The organism is Segetibacter sp. 3557_3, from assembly GCF_004354985.1.
Taxonomy (GTDB): Bacteria; Bacteroidota; Bacteroidia; order Chitinophagales; family Chitinophagaceae; genus Segetibacter.
Genome location: NZ_SMSK01000013.1, coordinates 41899 through 62618, shown reverse-complemented (window position 1 = coordinate 62618; position 20720 = coordinate 41899). Strand labels below are relative to the sequence as shown.

The following is a 20720-nucleotide window of genomic DNA, read 5'->3' as shown; positions in this document are numbered from 1 at the left end:
CTATGAACGCTGAGAACTTAAACGCTGAACTCCTTCAAATCGCACCTGTGCTCGCGCGGGTGCCTAAGAGGAATGTATACAGGGTTCCGGACGGCTACTTTGGAGAACTTCAAACCAGCATACTCAACAAACTTCAGGAAGTAACTCAACTTCCTGAAGTGCCTTTTAGTGTTCCGGAGGGCTACTTCAACACCCTTCCTTTGCAAATACTTAGAAAGATCCGCGAAAATGAAGCAGTTGACGATCAACCAGATGAGCTTGCAGATACTCCCATCATTCGCGGTATCTCTAAAGCCCCGGTCTATTCTGTTCCCGATGGGTATTTCAAAGGGTTGAATGCAATGGAAACCATCAACCCGGGCAGGCGAAAACCGGCAGTCGTGCATTCTATGAAAAAACTTACCCGCTATATGGCCGCCGCTGTAATTACCGGGTTGTTAGCGATTGCAGGGGTAACCTACTTAAACGATGGTCAACAACACAACAGTAAAGAATCCCAATCTGCCAGGGTCATTAACTTCAACCCGGTTGATGTGCAACAACTATCTGAAAGTGAAATCGATGAGTTCCTGGTTACACAAACTACGCCGGAAGCAAGTGCGCTCAACGCGGCAGCAAACGGCGACACTGATATAAAAGGAAACCTGCAGGAAATACCGGCAGAAGACATTCAGGAGTACTTAAAAGAAAACCCGTTACCGGGTGAAACTAACACTGATGGATAATCAATATATGAAAAAATTGTTTCTATTCATTTTGATTTGTGGAAACATTAATTACTTTTGTTTTGCACAACCCGTTAGGAATAATAGGGCTGAAGCATTATTTGCCGCCTACGTTACTAAACAGTTATCGCTCACAAGCGAGGAAGCACAAGGATTTTGGCCGGTTTATCAAAGCTATCGTTCAGAGTTAAAGAAAGCACGTCAGGCGCATAAGGATGAACTGGAATGGGAAGAAACCGTTTTAAACATTCGCAAGAAATATAGGATCTCCTTCAAGAAGATTTTAGTGGACGATAAAAGGGTAAATGGCGTTTTCAAAGCTGAGCGAAGTTTCCGGACGATGCTTAGAAACGAACAAGCCAGAAGGCAGAACAAGCAAAGATCCAAGTCAAAAGATTCACAACTATAATATTTCAACCTGATTTGAACTAGGTGTTTTTCATAGGTTAGCAACGGCCGGCTCTTTTTAGGGCGGGCCTTTTTTATGTCATTTATGGCGTAGCTTACGCTACAGGTGCGGCCAAACAGGTGTTTTTATATCATGGTAAAACATAAATTGCCATCTCTCGGCCTGACCTTTTTCCCACCATTCTTTGCGTAACTCCATACACCTTTTTCCATCATAGTCATACTTTGCCGCAAAACGGCTTTTCATTTGCTGGTATTGTGGCGCCACGTCTCCGCCAAAAAAAGCAATTTCATTATTTTCCGTTATCCAGAACACCTGGTGGAAAGGTGAGTGCCCGCCGGAAACCTCAAACCGGATCGACTCATTAATTGCGCCATCTCCATCAATCATTTTAACGGAAGGATGGTCCTTTAGTATAGTAAGCTCATCTGTTATAAACGACGGAAAACCGGTATCTAACGCAAACTGCAACTCCTTTTCCTGAACATAATAGGTAGCATTCTCAAATGAAAGCCGCGAATTACCCAATCGATCTTTTACACTTACCCCTCCGGAATGATCTTTATGCAAATGGCTCATCAACACTTTAGTAACTGTTGACGGTTCAATTCCATTAGCCCTCAAATTCTTATGTATCTGGAGTTCTCCACCTTCAGAAAAGCCCAGTCCGGCATCGATTACAAGGACATCTCTACCGGTAACAACCGCAAATGGTTGTACCTCCACGAGAAGGCTGCCTGCAGCCCGCTGCTGGATATCATCTGTACCTTTTTCAAAAGGAACAAAAACTTTGGACTTGTCAACAGAAAATGCTCCTTCGGAAAGCGGACATATTTTCATTCATCTATTTTAGGGTAGTCGTTCTTTGTAGCTACCTGAGAACCATCTGGCGGTCGGCATCAAGCCTGATCAGGATAAAGAGCAACATGGTGAAGGTAAGCAACGATGAGCCACCATAGCTGATCAGGGGAAGCGGTATCCCGATTACCGGGGCAAGGCCTATCGTCATACAAATATTAATGGCAATATGGAAAAAGTAGATGCTGCCTACGCCATAAGCGTAAACCCTGCTGAAGGTGCTGCGCTGTCGTTCTGCGATGATAATGATGCGAAACAATAACAGCGCATAAAGACTCAGGAACACCAGGCTCCCAAGAAAACCGAATCCCTCGCCAATGGTACAAAAAATAAAGTCGGTTCGCTGTTCAGGCACAAAGTCGTAGCGGGTTTGCGTGCCTTTCAGGTATCCCTTACCGGTCAAACGGCCAGATCCAATGGCGATTTTCGACTGGATAACGTTGTATTCACTTTGGTTCTGGGACTTACCCCTGCTTTTTGCCTTCACCTTTTCTAACTCCGCTAGCTCCTCGGGATTTTGGGGCACATACAGCTTTCCTACCAGGCTGTAAATACGATCCCTTTGGTAGGGTTTCATCAATGTGTTGATGCCATATGGCACCGCCACAGCCGAAATAAAAGAACTTAATCCCCAAACCCCTACAACGATCCAGACCAACATCCGGTTTCGTTTCAGCTGTCGTCGCATCAACCACAGTACAAGTAAGGCAATCACCGCGAAAGTGATCATCAGCGTTTGCACAGACAGTATAAGCGATAATATCAGGAGCACCGCTACTGAGGCGCCGGCAATTAAAATAAAGGGAGGCAAACCTTCACGGTACATTACCAGGAAAAATGAAAAGTAAACCAGCGCAAGGCCGGTTTCATTTTGAGCGATCGTGATGAAAGCCGGAGCAAGGGCGATTGCTCCACCAATAAGCTGCGCTTTCATTTTCGTAAAATCAGTATCCTGCCGGCTGATGTACTTAGCAAGTGCAAGGCAGGTAAATACCTTACAGAGCTCCGAGGGCTGTAGTCGCAATCCGCCCAACACAATCCAGGATTTAGAACCCTTTACCTCAGTACCAATCACCAACGCCAGGATACACAGCAAAATACCGAGGCCATACATGAGATTTGCCGTAGCCGTGAAGAACTTACTATCGGTTAACAGGATAAACGTTGCGAGAACAGCGCAGATACCGATCCACAAAGCTTGCTTTCCATAGTCCTTTGACTGGTTGATAATCGGTTGCAAGTAACTTTCACCTTCCTTGTATTCGTTTGCAAAAATCATCAGCAAGCCTATGGTCACAAGGGCGGCATAGAGCCAGATCATCAACCAGTCTATACCCTTCGACATTGAGTCATTTCGTGTTCTCATAGCTTGGCAGTATCTTTTTTAACCCTTATTTCGCCAGGCAGGTTCATGTAAAATTTGCGGGGGTCCTCACCTGAGCCGGTGTCGCGGCGATTTGGTTCAGCGTCCGGATCAAAAGTCGTTTTCCTTGGAACAACCGGCGAAGCCTCTATCGGGGTATTTTCATTTACCTCTTTTGCAAGCCTTACTCTCCTCAGACTGTCTTTCACGTAGTACCAGTGCTTGATTGCAGATGGGATTAGGTCGGCCTCAGAAATCCGTTTCAGCAGAGGCTTTCTCTTTTCTGCAATCGTATCATTAAGGTACTTTTCAATCATCAACGAAGTGATCGGGCCGGCCCATGTTCCTCCATATCCTGAGTTTTCAACGACTACCGCCATCGCAATTTTAGGATCCTGGCGGGGTGCAAAAGCTACAAATATGGAGTGGTTTTTACCGTGCGGATTTTGTGCGGTACCTGTTTTGGCGCAAAGGTCAATCCCATCAATTTTTGCGGATACCGCCGTACCATAAACCGTTACATCATTCATGCCCGCGTGAATGGCTTCATATGAGTCGTCGCTGATGTGCAGCGGGCTATGTTTAATCCGGTATTTTGCAAGTACGGTATCTTCAGCAGACTCTCCCTGGATGCTATCTACAAAGTGCGGAGTATAGTAGTAGCCCTTATTTGCAATGATACACATCGCGTTTGCCATCTGTATTGGGGTTGCAGTCATCCGGTCCTGGCCTATTCCAAGCGTTTGCATAAAACAGCTGTTCCAGTTGGGGTTTCCATAATCGCGGTTGTAACCACTGGTGTCCGGCACGCTTGCCCTGTCCTCACTTGGCAGGTCTACACCCAGGCGTACACCAAGCCCGAAAGCATTCATATACTCTTTCCATTTCAGGTAACCTTTGTGGGGGCTCTGGTATTTGGGATTATCAATCGCCATCCTGAATACGTTAACGAAGTAAGAGTTACAGGAGTTGGCGATTGCTGCGCGCAAGGTTGCGGCATGTCCGTGACCTGCGTGGGTACACTTTACTGCGCGACTACAAGCATAATACGCTCCGCCGCAGGGATAACCATAGGCAGGCGTAATCAAACCTTCATCAAGCGCGATCAAACCACCAATCGGCTTAAAGGTAGAGCCCGGCGGGTACTGACCTTTGATAGCACGGTTATAAAGCGGTCGGGCAGTATCCATAACCATCCGTCCATAATTTTTCCGGAACATCGCACCAGCAAGGTCGTTCGGATCAAATGAGGGTCCGGAAGCCATTGCCAGTATACCACCTGTCTTCGGGTTTATGGCAACAAGACCCCCGATCTTGCTGTTCATCAACTGCTCTGCAAGCTGTTGCAGTTCAATATCAAGACTACTGTAAAGGTTACGCCCCGCAAGCGAAGCAGTATCGAGAACACCGCCCTCGTAAGGCCCTTGTATACGATTTTTATTGTCTTTGATCAGGAACTTCACCCCGCGCTGACCCATTAATACCTTCTCATAACTTGCCTCCAAACCTGTGCGGCCCACATAGTCTCCCATCTGGTAAAAGTTACCCGATTTGCGGATGATCGTGGTATCCACTTCCCCCACATAGCCCAGTACGTGTGCAGCCACCTTGTAGGGATAAGAACGTATTGGGCGCTCACTCAGGTAAAAGCCGGGAAACTTGTACATGTTCTCATCCAGCTGCGCCTGAACCTGCGGCGACACCAACGGTTCAAATACACTTGGCCTGTACCTCCCATTTTTTGTAATGCAGTTTACAATGCGTTTCCTGAATTCTGTCGTATCAATCCCGAGAATTGTACAAAGAGAAAAAGTGTCGATTCCCTTTACCTGGTTTGGCGTAACAATAAAGTCAAACTTCGAAATGTTATCAAGGATTGCCCGGTGTTTGCGGTCATAGATGATACCCCTGCTCGGGTATACGATTTTCTTGGCTACTGCATTGTCCAGCGCCAGTTCTGTGTATTTGCTCGAAAGAATTTGAAGGTTAAAAAGCTGCCCAACAATCACCAGGAAAACGATGATAAAAATGAGTTGAATAACCCTACTCCGCGATTGATTGAATACCGGCATTTTGCCCGTTCTGTTTTACTACTTTTTTAGAAATTATTTGTACAAATTTGCAGTTTGTTATTCGATTTTGCCAGGTAAATTCTCCAGGTTTAATAAACAATTGTTAGTATGTTTTATCAACGGTGAGTTTACAGGCATATCGCCGCAAAAGAAAACCCCTTTAGTCCCGATCCCGGGCGATAGCGTAGTGATACCCTTGAACTTTTTTTTTGAGCCGGGCATTTTTTCAGAGCCGGTCATCGTTGCGTCGCACACTTGTACTGCTGCAGCAATCCGCAGCAGGGTTTACCCACACGACGCTGCTTTGTGCAATGAAGAGTAGGAACACCAGGGTCGGAAGTTCTACCAGGTATCCGCTATCAATAATGTATTTTCAATGACAAGGGCGGCGGTTAGAACGCTGCGATAAAATATTGGACACTGGTTATTTTAACAAACGCTGCAGGCTTGTTACGCGGTGTTGGTCCTAAACTTTTGTTTGCGGAAAAACAGGAGGTCGGTGATAAAGATCATGAGAAAACTTATTCCTGTAGTCGCGGCAACTTTGCCAAGAAAATAAATGAAAGTTCCGAATTGCATCCACTCGATCAATACCAGGTAAAAGTGGTGGATAAATGTAAATACAAGTACGTATAAGGCATATGGTGCCCAGCCCATGCTTTTTATAGATGGTTCAGCGTAGTTAAGTTCGGCACCTTCCTGCGAAATCAACAGGTTGATCAGGAATGGGCGCAGGTAGCCGATCAGCACACAAGGCGCAGCATGCAAACCCGGTGTTCCGGTAAAGTAGTCAAGCGTAAGACCAAAAACAAACGACAACATCGTAAGTAGTGTACGCGAAATGGTAAATGGCAGCCAGAGTATAAAAAGGAAGTACAGGTAAGGTGTAATGAACCTGTGTAACGGAGGTATATTGTTCAGGATATACACCTGGAACAGTATGAAAAGTATGAAGCGGATGGTATATTTAAAAAACGGGCTCATTGGTTTTTAACAGGGGTAGCCTCCAGTTTGCGTTGTTCTTCCCACTGAATGTTTTCGACCAGGTTTACGTATTGAATGCTGTAAAAATTTGTTGCTGCCCTTAACCGGATCAGGTAAGAGTTGGTACTGCCATCGGGTTTGAAATCATAAATAGTACCCACCATTATATTCGAAGGAAAGTTGGCGGAATAAGTGCTGGTAACAACGGAATCACCCTTCTTGATTTCAATGCTACGTGGAATGTTTCGTAAGGTGAGAAAACGTGGATCTGTACCATCCCACTCAACGCTGCCGGCTATTTTCCCCTTTAAAAGCATAGAACTGACGCGGCTGTTGGTGTGCAACAAACTCATTACACGGCTGTAGTTATCAGAAACGTCAATCACAGTCCCGACCACGCCTTCAGGCCCGACAACGGCCATGTTTTTCTTTACCCCCTGTAATCCGCCCCGGTGAAGGGTTAAATAGTTCATTGCCGAAGAATAGCTATTACCAACAACCTTCGCCGGCAACCAGATGAACTTTCGTATACGTCCGGTAGTATCGCGCGTAAGAGTGTCTATACCTTTGGCAATAGAAGTATCAGGGCCCTCGAAGTTTGCGGCAAGCATGTTCCGCAAACGGGCATTTTCGTCCGATAGCTGCCGGTTTGTTTCTTTAAGCTGAAAGTAATATTGAACCTTGTTGTACTGGGTATTTACCCTGCCGGTAATCTCGTTGGCGAAATTCGAATAAACTGCTTCCTGCGTTTTGTTGTAGGTGACCAGGAAGGATAGAGAAACAATCTGCAACACCAGGAAGAAGAGAAAATTGAAATATCTTCTGATGAAGAGAAATATGTTTTTCATTAAACCCCTCCCTGCCTTTCCTTACCGGGGAACGACTGTTATTTTTATAATTTGTAGGAAATACGTTTTAAACAACCTGCATTCGGGCTAGCCCGCCAATGTTAGCGCATAATAAATGGAAAACGATTGTAGTTTTTCAGCGCAATACCCGTTCCCCTGACCACGCTTTTTAACGGATCGTCGGCTACGTGAACAGGAAGTTTAATCTTTTGACTCAAGCGTTTATCAAGTCCCCTCAGCAAGGCTCCACCACCTGTGAGGTACAGCCCGCGGCGATAGATATCCGATGCCAATTCGGGTGGTGTTGTTTCAAGGGCCTTTAGGATAGCCTCTTCAATCTTGAAAATACTTTTATCCAGCGCTTCGGCTACTTCCTGGTAGCTGACAATAATCTGTTTAGGAATACCGGTTACAAGGTCGCGTCCGTTAACCGGGATGTCGTCGGGTGGATTGTCAAGATCTTTCATGGCAGCGCCAATTTGTATCTTGATCTGTTCAGCCGTTCTTTCACCAATCAACAAGCTGTGGTACCGGCGTAGCGCCTCCATGATGTCAGCTGTAAATTCATCGCCCGCAATACGGATACTCTGGTCGCACACGATACCGGCAAGCGCGATAACAGTGATCCCTGTTGTTCCTCCCCCGATATCAATGATCATATTGCCCACCGGTTCTTCAACGTCGATACCAATACCCAATGCCGCTGCCATAGGCTCATGCAACAGGTATACTTCTTTTGCTCCCGCCTGCTCAGCACTGTCGCGAACCGCACGTTTTTCAACCTCTGTAATGCTCGATGGAATACATATCATCATCCTCCAGCTTGGCGGAAACAATGGCTTCTTAGGGTAGATCATTTTGATCATTTCCCGTATCATGAGTTCAGCAGCATTAAAATCTGCGATTACACCATCTTTCAGCGGACGAATGGTTCGAATACTTTCATGGGTTTTTTCGTGCATCATTAATGCACGTTTGCCCACAGCGATTACTGTTTTAAGATTATTACGATCAAGCGCAATTATAGAAGGCTCATTCACCACCACTTCCTCGTTATGGATGATCAAGGTATTGGCGGTACCAAGGTCCATTGCAATTTCCTGTGTAAACCAGTTGAAAAGTCCCATTTATATTATTGAGTCTGCTATTTAATGTAATGCGTGCAAAGTTGTAAGAAATAATCCGAATTAACAAAGTAGAGAAATCGCGGATAGAGCTGCTTTTAGTGAATGTGAACAACAGTTTGGTTTGCACATCTGATGTTAACAATTGCATCTATAAACCGCACATTATCATAGCTAAAGGACAAGACAAATGATTCAAAAGAATACTGGCATTCGCTTCCGGTACCAAATTTTGTAATATGTACTGCTGCGAATAATGAGGATGGTAGCCACGGGTTTTCCGGAATGTCAGCAAACATAAACTACACTACCCGGAAAGCTAAACTTAATTGTGTTACCAGAAAGAAAACGCTTATTCTCACCACAAAAAATCAACACAAAGAAGCAAATCAACTTCAACACCAATTGTTAAAGTCTTGTAAACGCCCATGATTAAAATGATATTAATCCTTGAACTCGTAACCAATGTCGCTTCTGTAATACATGCCCTCAAATGATATTTCCTGCATTGCCGCTACGGATTGTTGTACAGCTTTGGTTATGGTTTCGCCGACCGAAGTCACGGCAAGCACCCTCCCGCCATTTGTTACGAGGTTGCCGTTTTGCAAAGCGGTACCTGCATGAAAAATCATGACACCTTCCGACAATGTTTCCCTGCCAGCGGAAGGTTGAATTGAAATGGCTATTCCTTTCTGATACTCGCCGGGGTAGCCACCGCTGACTGCAACAACCGTTGCAACACACCGGTCGTCGTAGCTGATCTGAATATGGTCGAGCGTATTGTTGTCTACCGCCAGGAAAAGTTCCAGCAGGTCGTTCTTCAACCGGGGCATCACCACTTCTGTTTCGGGATCACCCATCCTGCAGTTGTACTCGATAACATAAGGTTCGCCATTGTTATTCATCAAGCCGATAAATATAAAACCCTTATAAACCATCCCCTCCGTATGCAGGCCCCTGATCGTTGGCCTAATAATCCGTTCCTCTACTTTCTTCATAAAAGCACTGTCTGCAAATGGAACCGGGCTAACACAACCCATGCCCCCGGTATTAAGACCCAGGTCGCCTTCGCCAATCCTTTTATAATCCTTGGCATGGCCGATCACCTGGTAATCAGCACCGTCGGTGAGTACAAATACACTTAGCTCTATGCCCTGCAAAAATTCTTCGACTACTACTTTTGACGACGCATCACCAAACTGCTTTCCTTTGATCATCTCCTCGAAAGCCGCTGACGCATGCTCATGGGTTTCGCAAATGATAACCCCTTTTCCTGCAGCAAGGCCGTCGGCTTTTAGCACAACCGGCAACGAATGCTCAGCGATATACATCTTGCCGGCTGCATAATTGTATTCGTCGAATTCAGCATAGCCGGCAGTGGGAATATTATGTCGCTGCATAAAGTGTTTGGAAAAAGCCTTACTTCCTTCCAGCCGCGCAGCTGCGGCAGATGGGCCGATTACGATTCCCTTCCACGACTGATTTGAACTTTCTTCGTCCTGGGTAAGGTAGTCGTAAATGCCTTTCACCAGGGGTTCTTCAGGGCCAACCACAACACAGTCAATTTGCCGGTCGATACAGAACGAGCGGATTGCAGCGAAGTCCGACGAGCTGATCGCGACATTTTCTCCTACTTCGGATGTGCCCGCATTGCCCGGCGCTATAAATAGCTCATTGCATAACGGGCTTTGCTTCATCTTCCAGGCAAGTGCATGCTCCCGACCACCTGAGCCCAGCAATAAGATCTTCATATAATCTGGTTAATACTTATTAAAATATGGGACGAATGTAAAAACTATTTACCTCGCATACACATTAGGTGCCTGCAAACACGAACTAAAGGGAAATTATCCTATTTTCAGGTTTAAAACCTTTTCACCAATCAAGAACGAAACAGTTATATATGAGCAATGTAAGTGCAGCTGACGAAGCGATCCTAGCCAACGCCACGGCACAAAAAGGTCATCCAAAAGGCTTACGGGTTTTATTCGCGACGGAGATGTGGGAACGCTTCAACTTTTATGGCATGAGGGCAATTCTTACCCTCTTTCTTGCAAATGCGTTGCTGATGGGTGAACAGGAAGCTTCAATCATTTATGGTGGCTTTCTTGGTCTTTCTTACCTGACGCCGATGCTCGGTGGATACATTGCCGACAAATACCTGGGTAACCGCAACTGTATCATTCTTGGTGGCCTTACCATGGCAGTAGGACAACTGTTTCTTTTTGGGAGTGCAAGCATCTTTTCTACCAACCTCGACTTGTCGAAATCCCTGATGTGGTTTGCACTGTTGGTGATCATTTTCGGAAACGGCTTTTTCAAGCCGAACATCTCCTCTATGGTAGGGTCGCTTTACCCTGCAGAACAAAAAAGCAAACTTGACTCTGCGTTTACCATTTTTTATATGGGCATCAACGTGGGTGCCCTGCTTGGTCAAACCATTTGTCCGCTACTTGGCGACCGCGAAGTAGTAATGGTGGTAAATGGGGTGGAAAGAACGGTACGCGATCTTGGCGCATTTAAGTGGGGTTTTCTTGCTGCCGGTATTGCCATGCTGATTGGCACAATCACTTTCTGGTTTCTGAAAAACAAATATGTAGTAACACCAACAGGTGCTGCCATTGGCGGGAAACCAAATCATAGTTTAAGTAACCAGGATGAAGCAACAAGCGCCAAGTTTACGAGGCAGGCTGTTATGATCCTGGGCGCACTCGTAGTTGGCTTTTACTTCCTGTTTCAATACCTCGCCTGGGATTCTACCGCAATGCCCATTACCGAACCCGGGATAGGCGGCTACTTCAAGGCGCTTGCCCTTTCCCCCATAAAGACCTTTGTTTACCCATTTATTTATGCGTCGGGCCTGAGCCTTGCCATATTTATCCTTACCGATAAGTCGCTTACCCGGGTAGAAACCCAGCGGATACTGGTGCTGTACATCGTAGCTTTTTTTGTGATCTTCTTTTGGGCAGCATTCGAGCAGGCAGGTTCGTCGCTCACCTTTATTGCTGACAACCAAACCGATACCCGTATCCTTGGATGGAAAATGCCGCCGAGCATGGTTCAGAACTTCAACGGTTTTTTCGTAATCATCTTCGCCCTTCCATTTAGTGCATTGTGGCTATGGATGCAACGAAAAAACATGGAACCCATTTCTCCTGTAAAGCAAGCTATCGGCCTTGCATTAATTGCACTTGGCTACTTTATCATCGCCATGCAGGTTAAAGACCTTGGCACAAGCGGCAAACTTGGGGTAATCTGGCTGATTGTATTATACCTCTTGCATACCTGGGGTGAACTTTGCCTCTCCCCTATCGGGCTTTCACTCGTGGCAAAGCTGGCGCCCAGGCGCTTTGCTTCGCTGCTTATGGGTGTATGGTTCCTGAGTAATGCAGCAGGATATGCCTTAACCGGTACGCTTGGCGCCTTATTGCCGCCAACCACCGACAAGTATACCGCAGCTTCTGAAAAAGGCATCAACCTGCAGGGCATACTGGATGGTACCACTACCGCAACAAGCGAGCAACTCGCTTTTCTTTCAGAGCGAAAAATCGCTACAACTTACCCGCACTTTGCCGGATTTACAATACATAACCTATTTGAGTTTTTTATGGTGTTTGTAATTCTTTGTGGTGCGGCATCTATAATTCTTTATGCAATTACCCCGATACTCAAAAAGATGATGCACGGGGTGAAATAAGGATATAGAGGTTTTTTTAAATCGACAATTGCAAAACTTATGAGCAGTCATGTTATCGTGACTGCTTTTAATTTGGAAGGATGTTCGGGCTGCCATGAAAAACCAACCGTACAAGTGAGTGACACAACAACTGCCGCCATGAAAGATATCGCTGGTCACCAAAAAAAACTTCAAGCAGGCTAAGTGCTGTTTGTGTAAATAACGGTTCCCTTATTTTTCTGCTGATTACAATTATTAACCGACAAACAAGAACTATGGATCTGACCGAATCTGCGCCACAACCGGAGTTGACCACGAAGAAACATCCCCGGCAATTGTACATGCTGTTTTTTGCGGAAATGTGGGAGCGCTTTTCCTTCTATGGAATGAAAGCGCTACTGCTCGCGTACATGGTGACCCAACTGAAGTTTGACGAGCCAAAAGGTTATGCGATCCTTGGGTCGTATGCGGCACTGGTGTATACCATGCCGATGTTTGGCGGGATGATGGCAGACCGGTTTCTCGGATATCGCCGGGCAGTACTGTTTGGTGGGGTGTTAATGGTAATTGGTCACCTGGTACTTGCCATACCGCAGGGCTGGAGTTTTTTTTATGGGATGGCATTCATCATTTGTGGCAACGGCTTCTTTAAACCCAATATCTCGAGTCTTGTTGGTACACTTTACTCGAACAATGACCCAAGAAAAGACAGCGCATTCTCCATTTTTTACATGGGCATTAATGTTGGCGCCGCACTCGGTGGACTGCTTTGCGGTTATGTTGGACAACGGATCAACTGGCATTATGGCTTTGGACTTGCCGGGCTTTTTATGATTGTAGGACTTATTGTTTTTGCGATCGGCAAGAAATCGTTGCTGGAAAAGGGACTGCCGCCAAATGAGGCAGCACTAAAGAAACCACGGTTTGGATTTATAACCAACGAATACCTTATTTATGGAGGAACCCTGCTCGTGGTTCCGATGGTAGTGGCCCTGTTTAACCAATATGAGGTGATGGATTTTATTATGTTCGGATTGGGTGGGCTATCGCTTGCTTACGTATTGTATATTGCTTTCAGCCTTGAAGCAGCCGCAAAATTCAAGTTGTTCGCTGCACTTGTCATGATCATTTCCTCGACCCTGTTCTGGGCTTTTTACGAGCAAAATGCGGGCTCGCTAAACCTGTTTGCAATGCGCAATGTTGACATGAACGTGGGCGGGATGAACCTTCCACCACTTTCGGTAAACAACTTTCTACCGCCGGGTTGGGTAGTGATCTGCAGTTTTATTTTTGCCTGGCTCTGGCCATGGTTAAATAAGAAGGGTAAAGAGCCTTCAACCCCGTTCAAGTTTGCATTTTCGTTCCTGTTGATGGGAATTGGGTTTTATGTGTTCTACCTCGGATGCAAAAATGCAAATGGTGGATTGATCTCGATGTTTTCTTTTGTAGGCGGGTACTTTTTTATCATCTGTGGCGAGATGTGCCTGTCGCCAATCGGGCTTTCGATGGTCACCAAGCTATCCCCTGTGAAAATTGTTTCGATGATGATGGGGATATGGTTTTTCGCGAGCGCCATTGGAGAATTCCTCGCCGGCAAGATCGGATCGATGATGAGTGTTCCCGCGGAAGTTGCAGCTGCAAACAATCCCGTGACCTCTCTGCCTTACTATGCCGACATCCTCTTAAAGATTGCCCAGGGTTCTATACTTATTGGCGTGATATTGATGTTTCTGTCCCCGGTGATCAGGAAGTGGATGGGTAATATGACTGACGATACCAGGATTTCAACTGTTACCGTAAAAGATGCGCTGGATAAACCCGTGAACGTTTAGCCGTATAGACTTACATTTTTATATAATCGATCGCATATTTTCGACCAAGTACGATATAATCTTTATGCAACTTTTTAAGGGCGAGCCCTGTGGCCAGCACACCGGTAGCGCCTAACACTTTTGGCAGGTTATCGTCGCCAAAGACTGCATAGTGCAGGTAAGCACTATTAATGACGTTTAACAGGAGATACCCCGCGCCCGCCATGATGAAAACGGTTCCATCTTTTACATAGGAAAACGACTCATGTTTTTTCGGAATGGCGCGGATGTCTTTAAAGTAAACCCTGCGAACTCCGGTTGTCATGGTATCAAGGCGCGGCACCCCCCAGGGCGTTGGCACCTGTCGAACGATCTGTTGCCTGAAAAATAAAGAGTCGTTTTTTATGTTTGCTATTTTGCCCTGGAACCACTCCCCGTTATTCATCTGAAAGCTTACCTCTGCTCCGGAAAAAAAACTCTTTACCGTACGCCCCCGTTTTTTAATGACGATAAAATCACCCTGCTGTGCAAACAGGGTAAATGTAAAGCAGGTAAAAAAAAGCAGGAGTAGTGGTTGTTTCATTTTTGAAAGGTAGGGCAGGTGCAATAGCAATCATTTAACCGTTCGTTAATAGTATGTAAATAATGCCCGTTCTGCTGAAGATGCTGTTGTTCTGATTGTAATGGCAAAGATGGGCAACCGGAATTACCATTCAATCCCGGGTTATTCCTCCGCCCGCTGGTTACAGGATTACTGCTGAACAGAACATATACATTGCCTTTGCAGGTAATTCATAATAATGTTCTTACTTCATAAAAACTTACGTTTAGCATTCATGACTCGCGATAAAACACTTTCCTCAAAAATCCTGCTTGCGGCACTGCTCTTTGCACTGGCAGGCACCCTGTTTTCCTGTTCGCCAAATCGTTTCCTGCACAAGAAAGCATCTGCGTACCTGCTCAACGACAGCAGCTTCAAGGGCGCACATATTGGCATCAGCGTTTACGACCCCTCGACACGAAAATACCTTTACAATCATGACGGCGACAAATACTTTATTCCGGCGAGTAACACCAAACTCTTTACCTGTTATGCTGCAATGAAATATTTAGGGGATAGCATACTGGCTGCCCTGTACCAGGAAAATGACGACGAGGTATTGTTGCAGGCAACCGGCGATCCCACCTTTTTACACCCGGATTTTAAGCGTCAACCGCTGATGGATTATTTAAAACAAGACCGGATCACGGGGGTTGAACTTTACACCCCTTTTGCTTCGGAACCCCTGGGGAGAGGATGGGCATGGGATGATTACGCAGAAGAGTACATGGCTGAACGGGACCCTTTTCCGATGTATGGCAACATCGCAACCTTTGTTTTTGAAGGCGACAGCGTGCATGCAGTACCGCAGTTGTTGAACCAGGCAATTGTTGGTATTCCCTCAGCCGGCCAGCCCTGGAACATCAGCCGCAACCCAGGAGGACACTTCTTTTCGGTATTAAACGGACAGGGCACGATCGCGCCGCGCAAAACAATAACCCTTGCCATGGAAAAGGGTGCTTTCGCAAGCCGTTACCTGGCCGACACCATACATAAAAAAGTAGTCCGCCGCACAGAAGCACTAGCGGAGGACGGACTCAAACCGCTTTTTTCACAGCCTACAGATTCGCTGCTCTCTATTATGATGCACCGCAGCGATAACTTCTTTGCCGAACAAACCCTGCTGATGGTGAGCCAGAACAGGTTGGGCAGGATGGATGACCGGAAGGTTATTGATACGCTATTGAAAACGGATTATGCCGGATTGCCACAATCTCCGAAATGGATGGATGGCTCTGGCCTTAGCCGCTACAATCTTTTTACCCCCCAGGATTTTATATGGTTGCTGAACAAGATGAAAGATGACTTTGGCATGGAGCGGGTGAAAAACATTTTGCCGACAGGGGGTGAAGGAACCCTAAGCAGCCTTTACCAGGCATATAATGGCAGAATATATGCGAAAACCGGCACCCTGAGTAACCACGTTGCATTAAGCGGTATCATCTTTACCCGGAAAAACAGGCCGCTAATCTTCTCCGTACTCGTAAACAATCAGCAGGTGCCCGCAAGCAGTATTCGTCGTGGCATTGAACGGCTGATAACTTCCATTATTGAACGCTACTAAGAGGCGTTACAAAGGCGATTACCTATGAACTGCTTATACAAGAAGGCTATCCCCCACTCGAGATTATGCAGCTATTTGCCAAACATACGGTCGAGGTAATCATTTTTAAACTCGATGTACGTGGGGGTTCCGTTTGGCGTAGTGTTGGGGGTGGTGGAGGCAAAGAGTTCGTTTACGAGTGTAGTCATTTCTCGCTGCGATAAAGATTGGCCCGGGCGTATGGCCTGCTGGCGCGCTATGCAACGCACAAGACGTTCCCTTCGGCTGAACTTGATATCACTGCTAAAATGTTTGTATTGCTCCAGCAGCATTTCTATGGCCATTTTCTCATTACCCTGTATGATGTCTGCGGGGGTTCCCTGCACAACAAAAGTGTTCAGGCCAAAAGGTTCGATCAGGTATCCGAGGGTATGCAGGTCGGGAAGTAATTCCTGCATGAGTATCGTATCACCGGCTCCAAGTTCGATCGTCGACGGAAAGAGGCTTTGCTGGGTAGGCATACTCTTACCATTGATGGCCTGGCTATAACGATCGTATAAAACCCGCTCGTGTGCCTGCTGCTGGTGGATTAAGATAAATCCATTAGTGGTGCAGGCAAGTATGTAGGCCTGTTGTATTTGGGTAAAGGCAACATCTGTAATGAGCACATGACTTCCGCGTTGTAGTGCAGGCCCCGTGATCACTTCGTGTTCAAACGATGTTTGCCCCGCGTCGGTAGTTTGATCCGGGGCCAAAGGCTGCAGCGGTTTGCCCGAGGGTTCGTAGAAGTCGCGCCAATGGTTAAGCTCCGATTTATTTACCGGGTCAATTTTGTGCGCCTGGTTTTTTTGAACAAAGGTTTTAAACAGGTTGGAGGAGGTAACATTGTTCAATGTTTCATTGGTTGCAGGCCTGTTTACTGCTTCCAGCGACTGAATATCGGCATTCAACGAAAAATCGAGTGAAGGGGCGATACTAAACTGGGCAAGTGCATGCTTTACCGCTGCCTGAACAAATGCATAGATCACTTTCTCGTCTTCAAATTTGATCTCCTGCTTGGTGGGATGAACGTTGATATCAATCTGTGATGGATCAACATCGATAAACAAAACGTACATCGGGAAACTATCCCGGGCAATCATTTCATCAAACGCGTTCATCACCGCATGGTTCAGGTATGCGCTTTTGATAAACCGGTTGTTTACAAAAAAGTACTGGTCGCCACGGGTTTTTTTTGCCGTTTCGGGCTTACCAACAAAGCCATAAACATTCATGTAGTCGGTATCTTCCTTAACGTTTACCAGCCTGGTATTGTAGTGGGTACCTAAGATCTGTATCAGCCGCTGTTTCAGGCTTCCCGCTTCGAGGTGAAATACCTGCTGGCCATTACTGGTTAAAGAGAAGAATACTTCGGGGAACGCCATGGCGACCCGGATAAATTCATCAACGATATGCCGCATTTCAGCGGCATTGCTTTTCAGGAAGTTTCTACGAGCCGGAACATTGAAGAACAAGTTCTTCATGCAGATAATGGTGCCGGTTTGTGTGGCGCAGGGCTCCTGCCTTATTACGGCACTGTTCTCAATTTCTATGAAGGTACCGAGCTCGTCTTCGGCTCTCTTTGTTTTTATCTCCACCTGGGCCACCGCGGCAATGGAAGCAAGCGCCTCTCCCCTGAACCCCATGGTTTTGATATGAAACAGGTCGTCGATGTTGGAGATCTTGCTGGTTGCATGACGCTCAAAGCTCATCCGGGCATCGGTTTCGCTCATGCCCTTGCCATTATCAATTACCTGGATCAGGTTTTTACCGGCATCAGTAACCACCAGCTTGATGATGGTTGCACCAGCGTCAACCGCATTTTCGAGCAGCTCTTTTACCGCACTTGCAGGGCGTTGAATAACCTCGCCCGCAGCAATCTGGTTCGCAATATTATCTGGCAAAAGTTGTATGATGTCCGGCACGGGTTCCTGCAGTTTAACGCTGCAAAATAACATTATCCCCGCGCATTTCTCCGGGGGCATGATTCCAATGTGTTAAATCGAGGCGCTTTTCAGGCGAAGCGCGCTGGACCAATAGGCTTTGTTCGCGGTCCAGGTCTGCTACACCGTTTCCCGGGTTGCATTACCAAAGAAAAGCTGAAGGTCTTCAAAAACGTTTTTGAACCAGGGCATTATTACCCCCATGGTACTAATTACTCTGGGGCCCCAGGGTACGATATAGGAATAGGTGGTGGATTCAGACTGCATTTTGGGTCCGATCACGTTTAGCTGAGTGCCAAAAAAGAGCACTACACTATAAATAAAAGTGTAAAGCAGGGCGTATAAAAGTATTCCGCCGATCGTGTCTACCCAGCCGAGCATAGCCAGGCTAACCGCCCCCTTTAGCATTTTGGCCAGCATACGCACCACCAGGGCCACAGCAATGAAAATGATAATAAATGCCAGGAAGGGTAACCATTTACCGGTAAGGCTGGTATGCTCTTGCAGGTAAGCGGCGAATATTGCCGAAAGCCGAAGCGCAGCCGCAAGTCCAATCAGTAAAGAGATTAGCGAGAATACGGCAACGATCAGGCCCTTTGTAAAGCCTTTAAAAACGGCTATTACCATTAAACAAAGGAATATAATATCAACGATCATTCAATTGCTGCCTTATAGTTTATTGCCCTTTGTTTACGGTTCCAAAAATGGCTGATCACTACTTGCCGGCCAAAATTTCTTTTACCATTGCCGATATGGCCTTTCCTTCGGCTTTCCCCGCCAGCGATTTGGTTGCAAGCCCCATAATTTTGCCCATGTCGGCAGGGGTAGACGCTCCGTTTGCAGCTATGATTGCCTGTAGTTCAGCTTTAAGTTCTTCAGGGCTCATTTGCTGGGGTAAGAACTGCCCAATAACCGCAATCTCCTGTTCTTCTTTTTCAGCAAGATCGGTTCTGTTCTGCTGCTGGTATATGTCCAGGCTGTCCTTTCTTTGCTTAACCAGTTTTTGCAGCATCCTGGTTTCCTCTTCCTCGCTCATTTCGCCTTTCGCTCCTTCCGCGGTTTTTGCAAGAATGATTGCTGCTTTAATGGCACGAAGGCTACGTAAAGCAACTTCGTCCTTCGATTTCATCGCATCTTTCATGCGATCCATAACTTTTTGCTCGAGGCTCATAACATGTATTGATTTGATTACCGGTTAACTGCCCGGTTCTTTAGCGATTACTGGAGCTTGTTGGTTGCAAGCTGGTTTTCCCTGAACTTCCGGTAAAATTCTTTTGCAAACTCCTTCATTTCTTCAACGAGTGCGGTTTGTTTGGTCGCACGGTTAAAGGTATCGGCCATCGTCATCATCGTCTGATAGTAAAAGTCAGCCATTTCATCAACCATCATGTCTTTTGTCCAAAGGTCAATACGCAGGGCAGCTTTATCAGCACCATCCCAAAAAGAAACCATCATTGCTTTGGCCTTCTGCGCCATATCGGCGGTGCTGTCTGTTGCTTTCCAGGAAATTTGTTGGGGTACTTTATCGGGATCCAATTGTATATCGATCGTGATCGTGGACGTTTGCATAAAAATATATTTACAGATTGCTTTATATGAGCGCGCAAAAATAAGAAGGTTATTGTAGAACAGCCTTACTAATCACCTCCCACATTTTTTGCCTGGTATTGTTCCAGCTTAGGGCGTGTGCCCGGTCCGCCGCCGCACTTACCAGGCGGCTGCGCAGGTCCTCATCTAAAAATATGCGCTTTAGTTGTGCGGCAATATCGGCCGGGTCTTGCAATGGGGTCGCTAGCATTGCCGACCCAAGCAATTCTACAGCTTCGTCCGTTGCCGGGGTTAATACGGGTACCCCGCAGTGTAAGGCTTCAATCATCGGAACCATCAAGCGCTTTCCTGCGGGCAAAAAAGCATAGGCGCCCGCAATTAACTTGGCGCGCTGTTCCGAAGCCAGCGGGCCAACGACCCGAACACCTTCCCTGAACTTATATCTTTTTAATTCCTCCAGCGGTTCGTCGGGACCAAAGCCGTGAATCACCAGCTTCATATTGGTGCGTTGTCGTAGCTTAAAAAGCGAAAATGCCTTAAGCACGTTCAGCAGGTCGGTTTTCGCCGAATTGCCACTTGCGAAAAATAGAAAGTACTCGAACCCATCTGCAAACTGTTGCTTTATATGCTCTTTTTCTTCCCATTCGACCGGCGCAAAATGGGATGGAGCCCCTGCAGGGAGTATGGTTGTAGTAGCCTCACCATAATACTGCTTGCACGTTGCTTCAGCTGGTGTGGAAAAAACCACCACGCTCAGTGCGTTCATACCCTTTTTTGCCAGCACCTTATTTTGTATGATTGCATCTACATCGGGCACAACCAAAACAACGGGTATCTGCAGTTTTAGCAGCTTACTTTTCGCCGGTTGTATAAGCACCGATGCCCCAAGTGTTTTGAGCAATTTCGGCAGCCGGATACGCTCCCACCAGTAACGACTCAGCTTACCAAGTTTTCCGGGTGGCAAATAAGTCGTTTTTAGGTTCTTCCGTGCCAGGGAGTATTCCCTGCGGGTATCCACGATAATGTTAAACTCGTCCGACGGGTGATCCTCGCTCAATGCCTGGATAATATCCAGTAAGTATTGTTCAAATCCTCCATCCGGGTGGGAGAAACTCCGGCCATCTACAGCTATGCGCATGGCGCAAAGTTAGGGAGCACCGGAAAGCTTTGCGAATT

18 protein-coding genes are annotated in these 20720 nt (G+C 46.5%); 5 read left to right on the top strand and 13 right to left on the bottom strand.

All coding sequences use genetic code 11. The features are described 5' to 3' along the window. The first annotated feature begins 2 nt into the window (after positions 1–2). Together EXU57_RS17450 and EXU57_RS17445 are read left to right on the top strand one after the other, a co-directional pair. Positions 3–725, top strand: a complete 723-nt coding sequence (locus EXU57_RS17450) for a hypothetical protein (protein WP_133269528.1) — start codon at positions 3–5, stop codon at positions 723–725. Continuing rightward, positions 718–1134 (top strand): hypothetical protein, encoded by a 417-nt coding sequence (locus EXU57_RS17445; RefSeq protein WP_133269527.1) that lies wholly within the window; start codon positions 718–720, stop codon positions 1132–1134. Before EXU57_RS17450 ends, EXU57_RS17445 begins: the two co-directional genes overlap by 8 nt. Before the next feature lie 99 nt (positions 1135–1233). Here EXU57_RS17445 and EXU57_RS17440 read toward each other — a convergent pair whose 3' ends face one another. From EXU57_RS17440 to purD, 7 genes are all read right to left on the bottom strand, one after another. Continuing rightward, a complete protein-coding gene (locus EXU57_RS17440; RefSeq protein ID WP_133269526.1) occupies positions 1234–1974 on the bottom strand; it encodes an MBL fold metallo-hydrolase in 741 nt (246 codons plus the stop codon). Positions 1975–2005: 31 nt separating this feature from the next. Beyond that, entirely contained in the window at positions 2006–3358 is a 1353-nt protein-coding gene (rodA, locus tag EXU57_RS17435; RefSeq protein ID WP_133269525.1) for a rod shape-determining protein RodA, read from the bottom strand. Further along, on the bottom strand, positions 3355–5427 hold the full coding sequence (mrdA, locus tag EXU57_RS17430; protein ID WP_133269524.1) for a penicillin-binding protein 2: 2073 nt from the start codon (positions 5425–5427) through the stop codon (positions 3355–3357). Before mrdA ends, rodA begins: the two co-directional genes overlap by 4 nt. A gap of 450 nt (positions 5428–5877) precedes the next feature. After that, positions 5878–6411 (bottom strand): rod shape-determining protein MreD, encoded by a 534-nt coding sequence (locus EXU57_RS17425; RefSeq protein WP_133269523.1) that lies wholly within the window; start codon positions 6409–6411, stop codon positions 5878–5880. Further along, on the bottom strand, positions 6408–7259 hold the full coding sequence (mreC, locus tag EXU57_RS17420; RefSeq protein ID WP_133269522.1) for a rod shape-determining protein MreC: 852 nt from the start codon (positions 7257–7259) through the stop codon (positions 6408–6410). The genes EXU57_RS17425 and mreC overlap by 4 nt, the downstream gene beginning before the upstream one ends. Before the next feature lie 101 nt (positions 7260–7360). Next, entirely contained in the window at positions 7361–8386 is a 1026-nt protein-coding gene (locus tag EXU57_RS17415) for a rod shape-determining protein (protein ID WP_133269521.1), read from the bottom strand. 440 nt (positions 8387–8826) lie between these two features. Next, entirely contained in the window at positions 8827–10134 is a 1308-nt protein-coding gene (gene purD, locus EXU57_RS17410; RefSeq protein ID WP_133269520.1) for a phosphoribosylamine--glycine ligase, read from the bottom strand. A gap of 152 nt (positions 10135–10286) precedes the next feature. Between purD and EXU57_RS17405 the strand changes: the two genes are divergently transcribed. Both EXU57_RS17405 and EXU57_RS17400 read left to right on the top strand, forming a co-directional pair. Further along, positions 10287–12080: a peptide MFS transporter gene (locus EXU57_RS17405; RefSeq protein ID WP_133269519.1), complete on the top strand. Its 1794-nt coding sequence runs from the start codon at positions 10287–10289 to the stop codon at positions 12078–12080. Positions 12081–12334: 254 nt separating this feature from the next. Beyond that, positions 12335–13891 carry a peptide MFS transporter gene (locus tag EXU57_RS17400; RefSeq protein ID WP_133269518.1) on the top strand — a complete coding sequence of 519 codons (1557 nt, stop codon included), beginning with the start codon at positions 12335–12337 and terminating at the stop codon, positions 13889–13891. A gap of 10 nt (positions 13892–13901) precedes the next feature. On the opposite strand, the gene EXU57_RS17395 is transcribed toward EXU57_RS17400, so the two are convergent. Beyond that, on the bottom strand, positions 13902–14453 hold the full coding sequence (locus EXU57_RS17395) for a hypothetical protein (RefSeq protein ID WP_133269517.1): 552 nt from the start codon (positions 14451–14453) through the stop codon (positions 13902–13904). 253 nt (positions 14454–14706) lie between these two features. Between EXU57_RS17395 and EXU57_RS17385 the strand changes: the two genes are divergently transcribed. After that, complete coding sequence (locus tag EXU57_RS17385) at positions 14707–16035, top strand: D-alanyl-D-alanine carboxypeptidase/D-alanyl-D-alanine-endopeptidase (RefSeq protein WP_165958189.1); 1329 nt, start codon at positions 14707–14709, stop codon at positions 16033–16035. A gap of 71 nt (positions 16036–16106) precedes the next feature. Here the strand turns inward: EXU57_RS17385 and mutL are convergent, their stop codons facing one another. The 5 genes from mutL to EXU57_RS17360 form a co-directional block, all read right to left on the bottom strand. Further along, positions 16107–17978: a DNA mismatch repair endonuclease MutL gene (mutL, locus tag EXU57_RS17380; RefSeq protein WP_133269515.1), complete on the bottom strand. Its 1872-nt coding sequence runs from the start codon at positions 17976–17978 to the stop codon at positions 16107–16109. Positions 17979–18116: 138 nt separating this feature from the next. Then, positions 18117–18653 carry a CvpA family protein gene (locus EXU57_RS17375; protein WP_133269514.1) on the bottom strand — a complete coding sequence of 179 codons (537 nt, stop codon included), beginning with the start codon at positions 18651–18653 and terminating at the stop codon, positions 18117–18119. A 58-nt stretch (positions 18654–18711) separates the two neighbouring features. Next, on the bottom strand, positions 18712–19167 hold the full coding sequence (locus EXU57_RS17370) for a GatB/YqeY domain-containing protein (protein WP_133269513.1): 456 nt from the start codon (positions 19165–19167) through the stop codon (positions 18712–18714). A gap of 47 nt (positions 19168–19214) precedes the next feature. After that, the gene (gldC, locus tag EXU57_RS17365; RefSeq protein ID WP_133269512.1) at positions 19215–19565 is read right to left on the bottom strand and encodes a gliding motility protein GldC; all 351 of its coding nucleotides are present in this window, start codon (positions 19563–19565) and stop codon (positions 19215–19217) included. 49 nt (positions 19566–19614) lie between these two features. Continuing rightward, positions 19615–20682: a glycosyltransferase gene (locus tag EXU57_RS17360; RefSeq protein ID WP_133269511.1), complete on the bottom strand. Its 1068-nt coding sequence runs from the start codon at positions 20680–20682 to the stop codon at positions 19615–19617. Positions 20683–20720: the final 38 nt, after the last annotated feature.

Excerpts from the sequence above, each read along its gene's own strand:
- EXU57_RS17450 (WP_133269528.1), top strand. The coding sequence starts at position 3 with ATGAACGCTGAGAACTTAAACGCTGAACTCCTTCAAATCGCACCTGTG.
- EXU57_RS17445 (WP_133269527.1), top strand. The coding sequence starts at position 718 with ATGGATAATCAATATATGAAAAAATTGTTTCTATTCATTTTGATTTGT.
- EXU57_RS17440 (WP_133269526.1), bottom strand. The coding sequence starts at position 1,974 with ATGAAAATATGTCCGCTTTCCGAAGGAGCATTTTCTGTTGACAAGTCC.
- rodA (WP_133269525.1), bottom strand. The coding sequence starts at position 3,358 with ATGAGAACACGAAATGACTCAATGTCGAAGGGTATAGACTGGTTGATG.
- mrdA (WP_133269524.1), bottom strand. The coding sequence starts at position 5,427 with ATGCCGGTATTCAATCAATCGCGGAGTAGGGTTATTCAACTCATTTTT.
- EXU57_RS17425 (WP_133269523.1), bottom strand. The coding sequence starts at position 6,411 with ATGAGCCCGTTTTTTAAATATACCATCCGCTTCATACTTTTCATACTG.
- mreC (WP_133269522.1), bottom strand. The coding sequence starts at position 7,259 with ATGAAAAACATATTTCTCTTCATCAGAAGATATTTCAATTTTCTCTTC.
- EXU57_RS17415 (WP_133269521.1), bottom strand. The coding sequence starts at position 8,386 with ATGGGACTTTTCAACTGGTTTACACAGGAAATTGCAATGGACCTTGGT.
- purD (WP_133269520.1), bottom strand. The coding sequence starts at position 10,134 with ATGAAGATCTTATTGCTGGGCTCAGGTGGTCGGGAGCATGCACTTGCC.
- EXU57_RS17405 (WP_133269519.1), top strand. The coding sequence starts at position 10,287 with ATGAGCAATGTAAGTGCAGCTGACGAAGCGATCCTAGCCAACGCCACG.
- EXU57_RS17400 (WP_133269518.1), top strand. The coding sequence starts at position 12,335 with ATGGATCTGACCGAATCTGCGCCACAACCGGAGTTGACCACGAAGAAA.
- EXU57_RS17395 (WP_133269517.1), bottom strand. The coding sequence starts at position 14,453 with ATGAAACAACCACTACTCCTGCTTTTTTTTACCTGCTTTACATTTACC.
- EXU57_RS17385 (WP_165958189.1), top strand. The coding sequence starts at position 14,707 with ATGACTCGCGATAAAACACTTTCCTCAAAAATCCTGCTTGCGGCACTG.
- EXU57_RS17375 (WP_133269514.1), bottom strand. The coding sequence starts at position 18,653 with ATGATCGTTGATATTATATTCCTTTGTTTAATGGTAATAGCCGTTTTT.
- EXU57_RS17370 (WP_133269513.1), bottom strand. The coding sequence starts at position 19,167 with ATGAGCCTCGAGCAAAAAGTTATGGATCGCATGAAAGATGCGATGAAA.
- gldC (WP_133269512.1), bottom strand. The coding sequence starts at position 19,565 with ATGCAAACGTCCACGATCACGATCGATATACAATTGGATCCCGATAAA.
- EXU57_RS17360 (WP_133269511.1), bottom strand. The coding sequence starts at position 20,682 with ATGCGCATAGCTGTAGATGGCCGGAGTTTCTCCCACCCGGATGGAGGA.